General features: G+C 64.2%; 18 protein-coding genes. 8 read left to right on the plus strand and 10 right to left on the minus strand.

Annotated features, from left to right (window positions below; genetic code table 11):
* Window positions 1-242 precede the first annotated feature (242 nt).
* Window positions 243-623, minus strand: a complete 381-nt coding sequence (locus AK81_RS25560) for a hypothetical protein (protein WP_043203734.1) — start codon at window positions 621-623, stop codon at window positions 243-245.
* 114 nt (window positions 624-737) lie between these two features.
* The gene (locus AK81_RS25565; protein ID WP_043203737.1) at window positions 738-1,910 is read right to left on the minus strand and encodes an MFS transporter; all 1,173 of its coding nucleotides are present in this window, start codon (window positions 1,908-1,910) and stop codon (window positions 738-740) included.
* A gap of 106 nt (window positions 1,911-2,016) precedes the next feature.
* Between AK81_RS25565 and AK81_RS25570 the strand changes: the two genes are divergently transcribed.
* Window positions 2,017-2,901, plus strand: coding sequence for a LysR family transcriptional regulator (locus tag AK81_RS25570; RefSeq protein WP_043203740.1), 885 nt, complete (start codon window positions 2,017-2,019; stop codon window positions 2,899-2,901).
* A 124-nt stretch (window positions 2,902-3,025) separates the two neighbouring features.
* Here AK81_RS25570 and AK81_RS25575 read toward each other — a convergent pair whose 3' ends face one another.
* Window positions 3,026-3,775, minus strand: a complete 750-nt coding sequence (locus tag AK81_RS25575) for a 3-oxoacyl-ACP reductase family protein (RefSeq protein WP_043203742.1) — start codon at window positions 3,773-3,775, stop codon at window positions 3,026-3,028.
* Window positions 3,776-3,893: 118 nt separating this feature from the next.
* On the opposite strand from AK81_RS25575, the gene AK81_RS25580 reads away from it, so the two are divergent.
* Window positions 3,894-4,832: a LysR family transcriptional regulator gene (locus tag AK81_RS25580; protein ID WP_043203744.1), complete on the plus strand. Its 939-nt coding sequence runs from the start codon at window positions 3,894-3,896 to the stop codon at window positions 4,830-4,832.
* Window positions 4,833-5,016: 184 nt separating this feature from the next.
* Here the strand turns inward: AK81_RS25580 and AK81_RS25585 are convergent, their stop codons facing one another.
* Window positions 5,017-5,487 carry a GreA/GreB family elongation factor gene (locus AK81_RS25585; protein ID WP_043203746.1) on the minus strand — a complete coding sequence of 157 codons (471 nt, stop codon included), beginning with the start codon at window positions 5,485-5,487 and terminating at the stop codon, window positions 5,017-5,019.
* A 2-nt stretch (window positions 5,488-5,489) separates the two neighbouring features.
* The gene (locus tag AK81_RS25590) at window positions 5,490-5,888 is read right to left on the minus strand and encodes a hypothetical protein (protein WP_043203747.1); all 399 of its coding nucleotides are present in this window, start codon (window positions 5,886-5,888) and stop codon (window positions 5,490-5,492) included.
* Window positions 5,889-6,017: 129 nt separating this feature from the next.
* On the opposite strand from AK81_RS25590, the gene earP reads away from it, so the two are divergent.
* Both earP and AK81_RS25600 read left to right on the plus strand, forming a co-directional pair.
* A complete protein-coding gene (gene earP, locus AK81_RS25595; protein WP_043203749.1) occupies window positions 6,018-7,151 on the plus strand; it encodes an elongation factor P maturation arginine rhamnosyltransferase EarP in 1,134 nt (377 codons plus the stop codon).
* Window positions 7,152-7,199: 48 nt separating this feature from the next.
* Window positions 7,200-7,772, plus strand: a complete 573-nt coding sequence (locus AK81_RS25600; RefSeq protein ID WP_043203751.1) for an elongation factor P — start codon at window positions 7,200-7,202, stop codon at window positions 7,770-7,772.
* 240 nt (window positions 7,773-8,012) lie between these two features.
* Here AK81_RS25600 and AK81_RS25605 read toward each other — a convergent pair whose 3' ends face one another.
* The 3 genes from AK81_RS25605 to AK81_RS25615 all read right to left on the minus strand — a co-directional run bounded on the left by AK81_RS25605 (window position 8,013) and on the right by AK81_RS25615 (window position 10,049).
* On the minus strand, window positions 8,013-8,441 hold the full coding sequence (locus tag AK81_RS25605) for an organic hydroperoxide resistance protein (RefSeq protein ID WP_043203752.1): 429 nt from the start codon (window positions 8,439-8,441) through the stop codon (window positions 8,013-8,015).
* Window positions 8,442-8,581: 140 nt separating this feature from the next.
* Window positions 8,582-9,037, minus strand: a complete 456-nt coding sequence (locus tag AK81_RS25610; protein WP_043203756.1) for a MarR family winged helix-turn-helix transcriptional regulator — start codon at window positions 9,035-9,037, stop codon at window positions 8,582-8,584.
* Window positions 9,038-9,095: 58 nt separating this feature from the next.
* Window positions 9,096-10,049 carry a LysR family transcriptional regulator gene (locus tag AK81_RS25615; RefSeq protein ID WP_043203758.1) on the minus strand — a complete coding sequence of 318 codons (954 nt, stop codon included), beginning with the start codon at window positions 10,047-10,049 and terminating at the stop codon, window positions 9,096-9,098.
* A gap of 113 nt (window positions 10,050-10,162) precedes the next feature.
* On the opposite strand from AK81_RS25615, the gene AK81_RS25620 reads away from it, so the two are divergent.
* Window positions 10,163-10,912: a sulfite exporter TauE/SafE family protein gene (locus tag AK81_RS25620; protein WP_043203761.1), complete on the plus strand. Its 750-nt coding sequence runs from the start codon at window positions 10,163-10,165 to the stop codon at window positions 10,910-10,912.
* 128 nt (window positions 10,913-11,040) lie between these two features.
* Here the strand turns inward: AK81_RS25620 and AK81_RS25625 are convergent, their stop codons facing one another.
* Complete coding sequence (locus AK81_RS25625) at window positions 11,041-11,892, minus strand: LysR substrate-binding domain-containing protein (RefSeq protein ID WP_043203797.1); 852 nt, start codon at window positions 11,890-11,892, stop codon at window positions 11,041-11,043.
* A gap of 97 nt (window positions 11,893-11,989) precedes the next feature.
* On the opposite strand from AK81_RS25625, the gene AK81_RS25630 reads away from it, so the two are divergent.
* Together AK81_RS25630 and AK81_RS25635 are read left to right on the plus strand one after the other, a co-directional pair.
* The gene (locus tag AK81_RS25630; RefSeq protein ID WP_043203763.1) at window positions 11,990-12,208 is read left to right on the plus strand and encodes a DUF1127 domain-containing protein; all 219 of its coding nucleotides are present in this window, start codon (window positions 11,990-11,992) and stop codon (window positions 12,206-12,208) included.
* Between the two features lie 145 nt (window positions 12,209-12,353).
* Complete coding sequence (locus AK81_RS25635) at window positions 12,354-13,574, plus strand: winged helix-turn-helix domain-containing protein (protein ID WP_043203765.1); 1,221 nt, start codon at window positions 12,354-12,356, stop codon at window positions 13,572-13,574.
* On the opposite strand, the gene AK81_RS25640 is transcribed toward AK81_RS25635, so the two are convergent.
* Window positions 13,555-14,901, minus strand: coding sequence for a class II 3-deoxy-7-phosphoheptulonate synthase (locus tag AK81_RS25640; protein ID WP_043203767.1), 1,347 nt, complete (start codon window positions 14,899-14,901; stop codon window positions 13,555-13,557). The genes AK81_RS25635 and AK81_RS25640 overlap by 20 nt on opposite strands.
* A gap of 115 nt (window positions 14,902-15,016) precedes the next feature.
* Here AK81_RS25640 and AK81_RS25645 point away from each other — a divergent pair, with 115 nt between their 5' ends.
* A complete protein-coding gene (locus AK81_RS25645) occupies window positions 15,017-15,772 on the plus strand; it encodes a spermidine synthase (RefSeq protein WP_043203769.1) in 756 nt (251 codons plus the stop codon).
* Window positions 15,773-15,817: the final 45 nt, after the last annotated feature.

Raw genomic sequence — 15,817 nt, forward strand, 5'->3', positions numbered from 1 at the left:
GCTCAGGGGCAGGCTCAGGGGCAGGCGGGGGTGTCGCGGGGGCATGCGTTGGGGCTCCTGGATGCACATACCTGTATTGGCCCCATCGCCGGCAAGCCAGCTCCCACAGGGACCGCACAGCATTCTGGCCTGTTGTCATCCTGTGGGAGCTGGCTTGCCGGCGATAGGGCCAGTACAGGCCATGAAAAAGGCGGCATCTTAGCAGCCGCCTTCAGCATAAAACGATCCAGGCCCCGCGATATTCAGCCCTGGTTGGCGGGCCGCTTGTGCTGCCGCCAGCTGTCATCGATCTTCGACCAGGTCTTGCCGTCGGTAATGGCCATGAGCTTGCGCCCATCCTTGAAGGTGACCAGGAAGGTGGCTTCTTCCTCCTTGCCGCCTAGCCACAACCCGGCAAGCAACCCTACCGGCCCGGCCACCAGGGCGCCGGCCACGCCCCAACCCAGGGCGGTGCCCAGGCTGCGATTGGTTTCCAGGCTGGCCAGCCTGAGTTCGCTGATGCGTGTAAGCGAAATACGCTCGCCCGGGGAGGGGCTGCGCGGGGTCTTGAGTGTGAGCGATCCATTGCGATACTCGCCTTCACCTTGCAAGAAATCGCCGGATTGCACCGTGAGTCTTGTCATAAAGTCGTCCTGTCAGGGAAAGGGCATTTTCCAGCGCCTACTGAGCGCTGCCCGGGCAGGCAAGTCAACGACCATGCGACGGAGGGTAGTGCGGTACATTGCCGCCCACAGGGGTTACACGGTGGTTTTGCGGGCAGATACAAGCCACACCAGCAACGCCAGCCCGCCAATCACCAGGCCCGCCACCACAATGCCCATCCAGCCCTGGTACTGGAACAGTTGCGTGCCCAGCAACGACCCCAGCGCCCCGCCAATGAAGTAGCAGGTGATGTACCCGGCGTTCAGCCGCGTGCGTGCCTCGGGGCGCAGGGCGATCACCGCGTTCTGGTTGCTCACGTGCACCAGTTGCACCGCCAGGTCGAGCATCAGCACACCCAGCAGCAGGGCCAGCAACGACTGCTCGGCAAAGCCCAGCGGCACCCACGACAGCAGCAGCACCACCAGGCCCACGGTGGTACCCAGCGCGCCCTTGCCGCGGTCGGCCAGGCGCCCGGCCCAGTTGGCCGACAGCGCACCGGCTGCACCGGCCAGGCCGAACAGGCCGATCACCGCATCCGAATAGTGGTACGGGCCCTTGGTCAGCAGGAACGCCAAGGGCGTCCAGAACAGGGCAAACAGGCTGAACGACAGCAAGCCGAGCAACGAGCGCAGGCGCAGCACCGGTTCTTCAATGAACAGGCGGAACACCGAGCCGATCAGTGCCGGGTACTTCAGCCCGGCATGGCTGTGGTGCTGCGGCAGGCTGCGGTACAGCGCCACGGCGGTAATCGCCATCAACACTGCAGCCAGCACATAGATGCTGCGCCAGCCGCCCAGTTCGGCCATGAAACCGGCAGCGGTACGTGCCAGCAGGATGCCCAGCAGCAGGCCGCTCATCAGCGTGCCGACCGCGCGCCCACGCAGATGCGGCTCGCTGAGGGTGGCGGCCATGGGCACGAGGATCTGCGCTACCACCGAGAACAGCCCGGTCAGCGCCGTGCCGAGGATCAGCCAGGGCAGGCTCGGCGCACAGGCACTGATCACCAGCCCCAGGGTGGCAATGGCGGTCATCACGGTGATCAGCCGGCGCTGCTCGAACAGGTCCCCCAGCGGCGCCAGCAGCAACAGGCCCGCGCCATAGCTGAGTTGCGCTGCGATGACGATGCTGCCGGCGCTGGCAGTGCTCAGCCCGAACTGCTGGGCGATGCTGTGCAGCAGCGGTTGGGCGTAGTAGTTGCTGGCCACGGCCAGGCCGGTGGCGGTGGCCATCAGCAGGATCATGGCGCGGCTGAGAGTGGGGGTGTTCATTCGGTTCTCGTGACGGGCAGTAGTAAGTGGGGGGATTATCAAGAAGTGTCAGGCATGACACCAATGTATAGTTTTCAACTTATCCATCTTGAAAGCAGATAGATCGATGAACCTCAAGCACCTCGAATACGCCCTTGCCGTGGCCGACACCGGCAGTTTTACCCGAGCGGCCGAGCGTTGCCATGTTGTGCAGTCGGCGCTCAGCCACCAGGTGGCGCGGCTGGAGGCGCAACTGGGCGTAAGCCTGTTCGAGCGTAGTTCGCGGCGGGTGCGCCTGACGCCTGCCGGCGAGGCCTTTGTGCTCAGCGCCCGGCCAGCGGTGGAGGCGGCCCGGCGCATTGCCGATGACGTGGCGGCGGCCTGCGGGCAGGTGCGCGGGCGGCTGGCGATTGGTGAAATCAGCTCGCTCACGGCGCTGGACCTGGTCGACCTGTTGGCGGTGTTCCACGGTCGATTCCCCGATGTGGATGTGCGCTGGATCACCGCCAAGAGCGAATTGCTGATTGCCGATGTGGTAGAGCGGCGCCTGGACGTGGGCTTCATCGGCCTGTGGCAGGGCGAGGTGGTGCAGGGCGTGCAGCATCGCTTGCTGGCCAGGGAGGAACTGGTGGCGTTGTTGCCGGTTGATCATCGGCTGGCCGGCCGCAGGCAGCTGGCGCTGGCCGACCTGGCGGATGAAGTGCTGGTGGACTTCCCTGAAGGCACCGGGGCGCGGCGGCAGACGGACGAGGCGTTTCACGCCGCAGGGTTGCAGCATCGGGTGCAGTTCGAGATCGGGCATGTGCGCCTGGTGGAAAAGTTCGTGCGGCGGGGCATGGCGGTGGGCCTGGTGCCGGAGCGGGTGGCCCAGGGCTTCGAAGGTGTGGCGCTGGCGCGGTTGGTGGATGCGCCGGTGCGGCACCTGTATGCCGTGTGGTCTTCCAGCCCGACGCCTGCTGCCCGGGCTTTTCTGGAGGTGATGGAACAGCGGCTGGGGTCTGGGACTGGATAAGCCTGTACCGGCCCTATCGCCGGCAAGCCAGCTCCCACAGGATCACCTCAGTCTTCGAGCCTGTGGGGTTCCTGTGGGAGCTGGCTTGCCGGCGATAGGGCCGGCACAGGTTCAACCCATCAAATCAAGCTGCAAACCCACCATCGATCGTGAGGCTTGCCCCGGTGATATACCCGGCTTCTGGGCCCGCCAGGTAAGCCACAAAGCTGGCAATCTCCTCCGGCTCGCCATACCGCCCAATCGCCATCAACGGGATCAGGCTCTCGGCAAACTCGCCACTGGCGGGGTTCATGTCAGTGTCCACCGGCCCTGGCTGCACGTTGTTCACGGTAATGCCCTGTGGCCCCAGGTCACGCGCCATGCCACGGGTCAGGCCGACCAGCGCCGACTTGCTCATGGCGTAAGGCGCACCGCCTGCAAAGGGCATGCGCTCGGCGTTGGTGCTGCCAATATTGATGATGCGCCCGCCCTGGCCCATGTAGCGCGCTGCGGCTTGGCTTGCGACGAACACGCTGCGCACGTTCACCGCCAGCATGCGGTCGAAATCGGCCAGGTCGAATTCGGTCACCGGTGCCACCGTCAGCACACCGGCATTGTTGACCAGGATATCCAGCCTGCCGAAGGCCTTCACGGCGTCATCCACTGCCAGTTGCAGGGCGGCTGCATCGGCGCTGTCGGCCTGCAGGGCCAGGGCTTTGCCACCGTTTTCGGTTATTTCGCGGGCCAGCTCTTCTGCCGGGCCTGCGGAGCTGACATAGGTGAAGGCCACCTGCGCACCTTCGCGGGCCAGGCGCCGCACGATGGCTGCGCCTATGCCGCGGGAACCGCCCTGAACCAGGGCCACTTTGCCTTCGAGTGAAAGTTGCTTGGACATGCTGATCTCCTGCTGGAAGCCAAGCCGAAATGCCTTGGATGGGCAAAGTATCGGCGCTTGATTACCTGCTGATAAGATGGCAATCACTATCTGCAGAGTAAACCTTGGGTTGCTAATCATGGCCGTGGAATCGTTCAACGCATTGGAATGCTTCATCCGCAGTGCCGAGGTCGGCAGCTTTGCCGAGGCTGCCAGGCGCCTGAGCATTACGCCCGCCGCCGTGGGCAAGCATGTGGCCCAGCTGGAGGCGCGCCTGGGCGTGCGGTTGTTCCAGCGTAGTACCCGCAAGCTGACCCTGACGGAGGCGGGGCAGCGTTTTCTTGGCGAGGTCGGCGACAGCTTCCGCACTATCCAGTACGCCGTGGCCAACCTGGCCAGCGCCGAAGGCCAGCCGGCCGGGTTGTTGCGGGTGAGCATGGGTACGGTGTTCGGGCGCTTGTATGTGTTGCCCTTGCTGGGCGAGTTCTTGCGCCGCTACCCGGCCATTACCCCGGATTGGCATTTCGACAACCGTCAGGTTGACCTGATCGGCCAAGGCTTCGATGCAGCGATTGGCGGTGGTTTCGATCTGCCGCCGGGGGTGGTGGCGCGCAAGCTGACCCCCGCGCACCGGGTGCTGGTGGCAGCACCGGCCTACCTGCAGCGGCACGCGCCGATTGACGACCCGCAGGTGCTGCAGCGGCACGACGGCATCCTGATCCGCTCGCCGCAGACCGGGCGGGTGCGCTCGTGGCCGTTGACCAGCCGCTGGCAGGCGCAGCAGCCGCTACAACTGCGCCAGGCGATGACGATGAGCGATTCGGACGCGGCTTGCGCGGTGGCCGAGCAGGGGCTGGGGATTGCCCTGGTGAGCCTGCCGTTTGCCGTGCCTTACTTGCAGGGTGGTCGGCTGCGGCGGGTGTTGCCGGACTGGTACGTGGATGACGGGCATATCAGCTTGTATTTCGCCGAGCACAAGCTGATGCCGGGCAAGACCCGGGCGTTTATCGATTTTGTGGTGGAGCAGTTTACCGAACAGGGGTTGGCGGGGCGGTTCGATGCCTTGCAAGCCCTTTGAAGTTACTGCACGGGATGCAGGCCTGATGCGGTCGATGTAGGAGCGGCCTTGCGTCGCGAAAGGGCTGCGAAGCAGCCCCAGGATTTCAATGTAGATGCACAAATTGTTGGGGCTGCTTCGCAGCCCTTTCGCGACGCAAGGCCGCTCCTACAGCTACCGCGCTATCAGGCTAGAAAGGGTTGGTTCAGACAACATCAACTATGAACAATGCCTGCGCTCCCAGGCTCACCTCGTCATCAATCCTCTTGCCCAGCAACTGCTGCCCCAGCGGCGAGCGCGGGGTGATCACGGTCACCAATTCATCCCCTTCGCCAATTTTCAGCCCAGCGGCCTCAGGCCCGAGGAACAACCGGCGCTGCCCGCCAGTTTCATCTTCCAGGGTCACCAGGTTGGTGATCTGTACCCCGCGTGCCGGGTCATGGTCGCGCAGCAGCAATTGCTGGTAGATCAGCAGCGCCTGGCGGATTTCGGCGCTGCGGCGGGCCTGGCCGGTGGCCAGGTACGAGGCTTCCAAACCCAGGGTGTCGTACTTGTTTTCGGCAATGTTCTCTTCGGCGGTGGCGGTTTCGTAGGCGCTTTGCGCCGCACGGGTCAGCACGTCGAGGTCATGCTCGAGGGTGGCGACGATCTGCGCCAGCAGGCGGGTCTTGTCCATGGTCAGTAGCAGAACTCCAGCACGTTGGCCTGGCTTTTGTCGGTGGGGGCGGTGCGGTTCTGCTGCATCCAGAACTGGCATTTGGGGCTGTTGAGGTTGCGCGGGTTGCCCTGGGCGGCCTCGGCGGCCTGTTGCAGCTCCTGTTTGTGCAGAATGTCCTTGTAGTGTTCGAACATCTCGGCCTGGGCATCTTGCGCCGGGGCTGGCACCGAGGGTGCGGCAGGTCGGTACACGCTGGGGGCCACGGCCTGGGCCAGCGGCTGCACCTGCTGTGGCCACAGTTGCAGCGCCAGCCACAGGCTCGCGGCAATGGCCACGGCGCCCAGCCACAGGCCAAAGGCAACGCATACAATCAACGGCAGCGGCTTGAGGGTGATTTTCAGTTCACGGTGGCGGGCCATGGCAGCCTCCTGGCAGGGTAGGTCGGGTGCATTGTCGCATGCGCTTGGGCATTTTTCCGCGCGGGTGCTTTTGTCGGCGACAATTTATCCGCAGAATTCGCGGTTTTTGCACCAGAACGGGAGGGGCGCATGAAAGCCACCTGGGACATTTTCTGCAGTGTCGTCGACAACTACGGCGATATAGGCGTGACCTGGCGCCTGGCCCGGCAACTGGTGGCCGAGCATGGCCTGGCGGTGCGCCTGTGGGTGGACGACCTGAACGCGTTCACGCCCATGTGCCCGGGGGCTGATGCCAGCGCCGCGCAGCAGTGGCAGCACGGTGTGGATGTGCGTCAGTGGCCGGCGGCCTGGCTGCCGGTGGCGCCGGCCGATGTGGTGATCGGTGCCTTCGCGTGCCAGTTGCCGGTGGCCTATGTAGAGGCAATGCGTGCCCGCGCCACACCGCCGCTCTGGCTGAACCTTGAATACCTCAGCGCCGAGGACTGGGTTGAGGGCTGCCATGGCTTGCCTTCGCCGCAGCCCAACGGCCTGCGCAAGGTGTTTTTCTTCCCCGGCTTTACCGAGAAAACCGGCGGGCTGCTGCGCGAGGGCTCGCTGCTGGCGCGGCGTGACGCGTTCCAGCAGTCGGCCGAGGCACGCCAGGCGTTTCTGCAGGGGCTTGATGTAGAGCCCGAACAGGGGGCATTGCTGCTCTCGCTGTTTGCCTACGAAAACCCGCAATTGGCCAGTTGGCTCGATGCCCTGGCCACAGGCGCGCAACCGTGCCACCTGCTGGTCCCGCAAGGGCGCATCGTCGCGGGGCTGAGCCAGTGGTTTGGTGAGGCGCCGCTGCCAGTGGGCAGCGTGCGCAAGCGCGGGGCGCTGACCGTGCAGGTGCTGCCTTTCGTCAGCCAGGGCGACTTCGACCGGCTGTTGTGGAGTTGCGACTTTAACGCGGTGCGCGGCGAGGACTCGTTCTTGCGTGCGCAGTGGGCCGGGCAGCCGATGCTGTGGCACATCTATGTGCAGGACGAGAACGCCCACTGGGAAAAGCTCGAAGCGTTTCTGGCGCATTATCGACGCGGCCTGTCAGATGAAGCCGATGCCGCCTTGCTGGGCCTGTGGCGAGCCTGGAACATGGACCGCGACATGGGCCAGGCGTGGCAGGCAGCCCGCCAGCACTGGCCAGAACTGCAAGAGCATGCCCGGCTGTGGGCGGTTCGACAGGCCGCTCAGCCGGACCTTGCCACAGCGCTAGTACACTTTTACCGAAATTCGCTATGATATGCGGCCTCGATTTTTATAAATCCATCCAGATTCGGATACTTCGTAATGAAAACTGGTAAAGAGCTGAAACCCGGTACCGTCCTGCGGATCGACAACGACCCGTGGCTGGTTCAAAAAGCTGAGTTCACCAAGTCGGGCCGTAACAGCGCGATCATGAAGACCAAGCTGAAAAACCTGCTGACCGGCTACAAGACCGAAACCGTATACGGTGCGGACGACAAGCTGGACGACGTGATCCTGGATCGCAAAGAAGCGACCCTGTCGTTCATCAGCGGTGATTCGTACACCTTCATGGACACCTCCGACTACACCATGTACGAGCTGAACGCCGAGGACATCGAAGCCGTTCTGCCGTTCATCGAAGAAGGCATGGAAGACGTCTGCGAAGCCGTGTTCTTCGAAGGCCGTCTGGTGTCGGTTGAACTGCCGACCACCATCAGCCGTCAGGTTGTCTACACCGAGAACGCTGCTCGCGGCGACACCTCGGGCAAGGTCATGAAGCCTGCCAAGCTGAAGAACGGTACCGAACTGCAGGTTGCCGACTTCATCAACATCGACGAGTGGATCGACATCGACACTCGTGAAGGTGGCGTGTACAAGGGCCGTTCCAAGAAGTAATCCTTCTTGCAATGAGCACAAAAAACCCGGCCTCGGCCGGGTTTTTTTATGCCTGCAATCAGCAGCCATGCACCGATATCCCTGTCTTGCCCGACCCCTGTAGGAGCGGCCTTGTGTCGCGATGGGGTGCGAAGCGGCCCCGGCAGTATTGCAGGGATAGTTGCTTTTGCAGGTCAATACTGGGGCCGCTTCGCGCCCCATCGCGACACAAGGCCGCTCCTACAAAGGGCGTGCAAGCCTTTAGACAGTCACGTGCAACCGCACATCCACATTGCCACGGGTGGCATTGGAGTAAGGGCACACCTGGTGCGCTTTCTCCACCAGCCCTTCGGCATCCGCCTGGGCCAGGCCCGGCAGGTTGATGTGCAGGTCGATGTCCAGGCCGAAACCACCCGGGATCTGGCCAATGCCCACCTTGGCGGTGATCGAGGCATCTGCCGGCAGGGCTTTCTTCTCTTGCCCGGCCACAAACTTCAGGGCGCCGATGAAGCACGCCGAGTAACCGGCTGCGAACATCTGCTCGGGGTTGGTGCCGTTACCGCCAGCGCCGCCCAGTTCCTTGGGGGTGCTCAGGCTGACTTCCAGCTTGCCGTCGCTGGACTTGGATTTGCCGTCGCGCCCACCGGTGGAGGTAGCTTCTGCGATGTACAGCGGAGTGACCTTTTGCATCTTGAGCCTCGCTAATGTGCTGTGCGCTCCCGGTTGAAGGAGGGCGCGGGTTGGTGTGGGATTTAAGTTAGCGCGCAATTAGTTAGCGCGCAAGATAAATCGTCACCGCTCGTCCGAACGGCCATTGCACAGCATAGCGCTCAGAGGTTTTTCTGCAGGCTCTCACGCAGGTTCAGCAGGTCGGCCTGCAGTTTCTGCAACTGCTCCAGGCTGCGCCCGCTGGCCTTGAGGATGCACTGCGGCACCTCTTTGGCCTGCTGTTGCAGGGCGCGGCCCTTGTCTGTCAGTTGCACCATTACCACCCGTTCGTCTTCCCGGCTGCGGTTGCGCTGCAGCAGGCCTTCGCTTTCAAGGCGCTTGAGCAGCGGGGTCAGCGAGCCGGGGTCGGTCAGCAGGTGCTGGCTGATTTCGCCCACGGTCAGATCGTCACGCTCCCACAGCACGAGCATGGCCAGATACTGCGGGTAGGTCAGGCCCAAGGCCTGCAGCAGCGGTTTGTAGACTTTGGTCATCAGCAACGAGGTGGAGTGCAGGGCGAAGCAGACCTGGTTGTCCAGCAGCAGCTCGTCACAGGAGGCTTGGGTGTCGGCGTTCATGCAGGTCCTTGAAAGTAATCAATGGGAAATTCTGGCACGCTGATCATCAGTGCGCACATTACTCGCGCAGTTCACTGCGCAGGGCCAGGTCCCAGGGTGGAATCGGGCTGAAGCGGCTCTTGAGGAATTCGAGCAGCAAACGGCTGCGAGAGTTCGTTTCATGTTCCAGGCGTAGTGCGTAAATACCGCTGGTCTCGGCCTCGGGCAGGCCGCCGTCGCAAAACAGCGGCACCAGCTCGCCCCGCAGTAGGTATTCGCTGATCAGCCACGTGGGCAGGTGGGCAACACCTAAGCCGGCGAGGGCGCCGAACAGCAGGGTTTCGGCATTGTTGGCGGCCATGCGCATGCGCGTGGGGCGGTACAGGCGGGTTTGCCCGGCCACGTTGAAACGCCAGGCGAACGGCGGTGCCAGGCCGTCCCAGTCCAGGCCGTCGTGGCCGGGCAGCTCGCTGGGGCAGGTGGGCACACCGCGGCTGGCCAGGTACGCGGGGCTGGCGCAGGCGATGCGCACCATGTAGGCCAGTGGCGTGGCGACCAGCCGGGTATCGGCCAAGGGGCCGGCGCGCAGCACCAGGTCGACCTCGCCCAGGTGGCTGCCATGCAGGTCGACGAAGCTGTCGATCAGGCGCAGTTGCACGTCCAGGCCTGGGTAGGCCACCAGAAAATCGGCGATGGCCGGGGCCAGGTGGCGGCGGCCGAACGCGGCGGGGGCATCGATGCGGATCAGGCCTTCGGGGGCATTACTTAGCGATACCGCCTCGGCCCGGGCCAGGCGCAGCTCCTCGATGATGCGCCTGGCCCGTTCGGCAAAGGCATTGCCGGCGGGGGTGGCGCGCACGGCGTGGGTGCTGCGGGTGAACAGGCGGCTGCCGACGGCGTTTTCCAGGTTATCGATGCGCCGGGCCACCGCGGACGGGGTCAGCGGATGGCGCCGGGCGGCGGCGGAAAAACTGCCGGTCTCCAGCACATCGAGGAACAGGCTCAACTGGTCGGTGAGGGTATCGGGGCTCATGTCTGCCTTGGTTTTGCGAGAAACGCACAGCCATTGTGCGCTGCTGTGCGTTTCCCCGCCAGCACACAGCCGTTAGCATGCTCGCATTATCTGTACAGGCTAACGAGGCCCTGATGATCGAGTGGTTGTTGTATATCGTGCTGGGCGCTGCCCTGGGCACCATGGGGGGCTTGTTCGGCATTGGTGGCGGGCTGATCGCAATTCCCGCGCTGGGCGTGCTGTTTGGCCTGGACCAGCAGTTGGCGCAGGGTACGGCGCTGGTGATGGTGGTACCGAACGTGCTGCTGGCGTTATGGCGCTATCACCAGCGCAACCGCATCGAGTTGCGCCACGCTTTACCGCTGTCGGCGTGCAGCTTCCTGTTCGCCTGGCTGGGGTCGATCTGGGCCGTGGGGCTGGATGCGCACTCCATGCGCCTGGGCTTCGTCGGCTTTCTGGTGGCCCTGGCGGTGTGGAACGTGGCGCGGATGTTCATGAAGGTGTCGCCGCCCAGTGCCGAACTGCGTTATGCCTGGCCATGGCTGGGCGTGCTGGGCAGCTTTGCCGGCACCATGGGCGGCTTGTTCGGCGTGGGCGGGGCGGTGGTGGCCACGCCGATCCTGACCAGTGTGTTCGGCACCACCCAGGTGGTGGCCCAGGGGCTGTCGCTGGCGCTGGCCGCGCCGAGTACCTTGGTGACGTTGGTGACCTATGGCGTGCACCACAGCGTTGACTGGGGGGTAGGGATTCCGTTGGCGGTGGGGGGCTTGCTCAGCATCAGCTGGGGGGTGAAGTTGGCCCATGCGTTGCCGGAGAAGGTGTTGCGGGCGATGTTCTGTGTGTTTTTGGTGGTGTGTGCGGTGATGTTGGGGTTTGAACTGTGAGATTTTGGGGCCGCTTTGCGGCCCATCGCGACACAAGGCCGCTCCTACAGGGATAGTGCAACCTGCAGGCCCGCACTATCCCTGTAGGAGCGGCCTTGTGTCGCGATGGGCTGCGCAGCAGCCCCGGATTACTTGAACCCTTCAACGATGTACCCGGCCATGCAGTCGGTTATCGGTGAAGGGTTCTGCGTGCTGCGTACCAGCATCACATTGGCCACCGGCAACTGCGGCAGCCCGTCCTGTTCCCCCAGTATGCGGATGTTCCCGCCAATCAGGCTTTGCAGCTGCGCCGTCACTGCCAACCCCGCTGTGACAATGGCAAAGATCGCCGCCAGGCTGGGGCTGGTATAGGCAATGCGGTAGTCGATGCCCTGTGCCTCCAGGGCATTGCAGGTCCAGGCCCGGCAGAAGCAGTCGGTATTGAACAGCGCCACCGGCATGGGCCGCTGTTCCTGCGGGCAAAAGCCTTCGGCGGCGGCCCATACCAGGCGCTCCTGGCGCAGCAGTTGGCCAACCTCGTTACCCGGCTCGCGGGTGACGATGGTCAGGTCCAGGTCCTGACGCAGCATCAACTGCTTGGATGAGTCGCAATGCACCTCTACCTGCACCAGCGGGTAAGCCTGGGCGAAGCTCGACAAGATGGTCGGCAGGAAACGCATGGCGTAATCGTCGGGCGTGCCAATGCGCACCAGCCCCACCATGTGCGGCATGCGCAGGGTGTTGAACACCTCACCATGCAGCTTGAGGATGCGCCGCGCATAGCCCAGCAGCACCTGGCCCTCGGCGGTCAGGCGTACCTGGCGGCCATCGCGCTCGAACAGCTGGCGCTGCAGGATGTCCTCCTCCAGGCGTTTCATCTGCATGCTCACCGCCGACTGGGTCCGGTTGACCACTTCGCCGGCGCGGGTGAAACCGCCTTGCTCGGCAATGGCAACGAAGGTGCGCAAGACGTCCGCATCGAGGCTCTGGTACTGGGACATTGCATCAATCTCCGAGATGCATGGCATCAGAAACATTCGTTGGATTGATCTTAAGCCTGGCGAGAGACTGAGGCCATCCAACACGGAGGGCTTCACGATGAAAGGTCATGTCAGCACCATCCAGCAACCTGCCTTTTCCCTGAACCACCTGTGGCATGCGGCCCTGCAGCGCCCGGCGCGCTGGCTGCAGCTGTACCGCCAGCGGCAGGAACTGGCCCGCCTCAGTGATGCAACCTTGCATGACCTTGGGTTGAGCCGGGCGGATATCCAGCAAGAGGCCGAGCGGCATTTCTGGGATGATCCCCTGCGTAAATAGGCTAAGTTTGTCGGTGGACTTACCGGTCGCTTCGCGGGCAAGCCCGCTCCCACAGGTACTGCACAACCCTCAAGCGCTGTGCAGTACCTGTGGGAGCGGGTTTACCCGCGAAGAGGCCAGAGCAGGCATCACAAGGAGACCAGGCTTGCCCCTCAAGCTGTCCACCCACCAGGCCCGCCGCCTGGCACTGTCTGCCCAAGGCTTCGGCAAACAGCCGGAAGCCCCGCCAACCCTGCCCGCCATGAAGCGCATGCTGCAACGCCTGGGCGTGCTGCAGATCGACTCGGTCAACGCGCTGGTTCGTTCCCACTACCTGCCGCTGTTCTCCCGGCTGGGCGACTATTCGCCCGCTACCCTCGACCAGCTTGCCTGGGGCCGCGGCCGCCAGCGCCAGTTGTTCGAATACTGGGGGCACGAAGCCTCACTACTGCCGTTGAGCCTCTACCCGCTGCTGCGCTGGCGCATGGCCCATGCTGCCGATGGCCGTGGTATCTACCGCCAGCTCGCGCAGTTCGGCCGCGAGCGCCAGGACGTGATCGCCCGGGTACTGGCCGCCGTTCGTGAGCAGGGCGCACTGGGCGCCGGCAGCCTGTCCACCCGCGAGGAGCGCGCTGGACCCTGGTGGGACTGGAGCGAGGAAAAGCACGCACTGGAATGGTTGTTCGCCGCAGGCGAAGTGACGGTGGCGGGCCGGCGCGGTTTCGAGCGGCTTTATGATGTGCCGGACAAGGTTTTGCCGAAGTCGATCCTCGACCAGGCACTGCCCGGCGAGGCCGAGGCGCATCAGGGCTTGATGCTGCATGCCGCCACCGCCTTGGGTGTAGCCACCGAGCGCGACCTGCGTGACTACTTCCGCCTGGAGCCCGCTCAGGCCAGGGCTGCGCTGGCCGAACTGCTGGCCGACGGCCAACTGCAAGCGGTCGAGGTGCAGGGTTGGAAGCAGCTGGCCTATTGTGTCGGCACACCGCGCATCCCTAGGCGCATAGAGGCCAGCGCGCTGCTGTCGCCGTTCGATTCATTGGTGTGGGAGCGCAACCGCACCGAGCGCCTGTTCGACTTCCGCTACCGCCTGGAAATCTACACCCCGGCGCACAAGCGGGTGTATGGCTACTACGTGCTGCCGTTCCTGTACCGGGAGCGCATCGCTGCGCGGGTAGACCTGCGTGCCGAACGCGCCCAAGGGCAGTTGGCGGTGCACGCCGTGCATGCAGAAGCGCCAGGCCTGGATGAGGAGGGCTACCACGCCCTGGCTGGCAACCTGTTGCGCCTGGCCAGCTGGCTGGGGCTGGAGAGGGTGCAACTGAACTGCCCGCGCATGGAGGGCAGCCAGTTGCGCCGGGCGTTGCTCAGCGCCGCACCTGCTTGAGGGTTTCGGCAATCAAAAACGCCAGCTCCAGCGACTGATCGGCATTCATCCGCGGATCACAATGCGTGTGATACCGGTCAGACAACGCATCCTCGGTGATCGGCCGGGCGCCGCCGATGCATTCGGTGACGTTCTGCCCGGTCATCTCGATATGAATGCCGCCGGCATGGCTGCCCTCGGCCTGGTGCACCTGGAAGAACTGCTTCACCTCGTCGAGGATTTGCGCAAAGTCGCGGGTCTTGTAGCCGCTGCTGGCCTTGATGGTGTTGCCGTGCATCGGGTCGGAGCTCCACAGCACCTTGCGCCCCTCGCGCTCGACGGTGCGGATCAGCCCCGGCAGGTGGTCGCCAACCTTGCTCGCGCCCATGCGCACGATCAGGTTCAGGCGCCCGGGGTCGTTGGCCGGGTTCAGCGTGTCGATCAGGCGGATCAGCTCTTCGGGGTTCATGCTGGGGCCAACCTTGACCCCGATCGGGTTGTGCACGCCGCGCAAAAACTCCACATGGGCGCCGTCGAGCTGGCGGGTGCGGTCGCCGATCCACAGCATGTGCGCCGAGCAGTCGTAGTAGTCGCCGGTCAGGCTGTCCTGGCGCACGAAGGCTTCTTCATAGTTCAGCAGCAGCGCTTCGTGGGCGGTGAAGAAACTGGTTTCGCGCAGTTGCGGCGCGCTGTCCAGGCCGCAGGCACGCATGAATGCCAGGGTTTCGTCGATGCGGTTGGCCAGTTGGTGGTACTTGTCGGCCAGCGCCGAGTTGGCGATGAAGTCCAGGTTCCACTTGTGCACCTGGTGCAGGTCGGCAAACCCGCCCTGGGCGAAGGCGCGCAGCAGGTTGAGGCTGGCAGTGGACTGGTGGTAGGCCTGCAGCAGGCGCTCCGGGTCGGGGATGCGGCTTTTGGGGTCGAAGCCGATACCGTTGACGATGTCGCCGCGGTAGGCGGGCAGGGTGATGTCGCCAATGGTTTCATCGCCGGAAGAGCGTGGCTTGGCGAACTGCCCGGCCATGCGGCCGACCTTGACCACCGGGCAGCCGGCAGCAAAGGTCATGACGATGGCCATCTGCAATAGCACCTTGAAGGTGTCGCGGATTTTGGCTGCCGAGAACTCGGCGAAGCTCTCGGCACAGTCGCCGCCCTGCAGCAGAAAGGCGCGGCCTTCGGTGACCTCGGCAAACTGCCTGCGCAGTTCGCGCGCCTCGCCCGCGAACACCAGCGGCGGGTAGCTGGCCAGGGTCTGTTCAACCTTCAGCAGGTGCGCGGCATCGGGGTAAGTCGGTTGCTGCTGGATCGGCAGTGCGCGCCAGCTGTCAGGGCTCCACGGTTGGTTCATCTCGGGCTCGGTCTTGTAGGTTATAGGCTATAGCCATGGTAACAGTTGGCGCTGCGCTTGTTGCATCAAGGGCGTTGACGGACAATGCGCGTTTTTGCGCGGGTAGGTGGTGAGCATGACGGCGGAACGGGAGGAGCGGCTGCTGGCACGGGTAGAGGACGCTTTTGGCGTCATCAGCGTGTATGAAGTAGACGACTACCGCTTTCTGGAATTCGGCGATGCCATCGAGCAGAGCTGCGTGTTCACGGCCGACCCCAGCTGGCTGGAGTACGACTACACCCGCGCCATGCTGGTGGGGGCGCTGTGCCATGAACAGCCGGAGAGCGCGCTGTTTCTCGGCCTGGGGGCCGGCACGCTGACCCAGGCGTGCATGAAGTTCTTGCCGCTTGAAGACATCGAGGCCATCGAACTGCGCCCGGACGTACCGCGCCTGGCCATGGAACACCTGGGGCTGGATGACGACCCTCGGTTGTACGTGCGCATCGGGGACGCCATCGAGTTGCTGCCTACGGCGGAAAAGGCCGACCTGTTGTTTGTCGACCTGTACACCGACCACGGGCCGGGCGTGGGGCACCTTGCGTGGAACTTCCTGGAGAACTGCCAGCAGCAGTTGAACCCGGGCGGCTGGTTGGTGATCAACCAGTGGGCCACCGACGACGGCAAGCCGCTGGGCGCGGCGTTGCTGCGCGGCTTGTACCACCGGCATTACTGGGAGTTGCCGGTGAAGGAGGGCAATGTGATCTTGCTGGTGCCGGCTGACCTGGAGCAGACGCTGGACCTGGACGGGCTGCGGGCCCGGGCCGAGGCGCTGGCGCCGCGGTTGGGGTATAGCCTGGAAGGGTTGATCAAGGAGATTCGACCAGCTACTTGAATGCCTGACGCGGCCATTTGTGGGAGCGGCCTTGCGTCGCGATAG

Source organism: Pseudomonas putida W15Oct28 (assembly GCF_000708715.2).
Classification (GTDB): Bacteria; Pseudomonadota; Gammaproteobacteria; order Pseudomonadales; family Pseudomonadaceae; genus Aquipseudomonas; species Aquipseudomonas putida_R.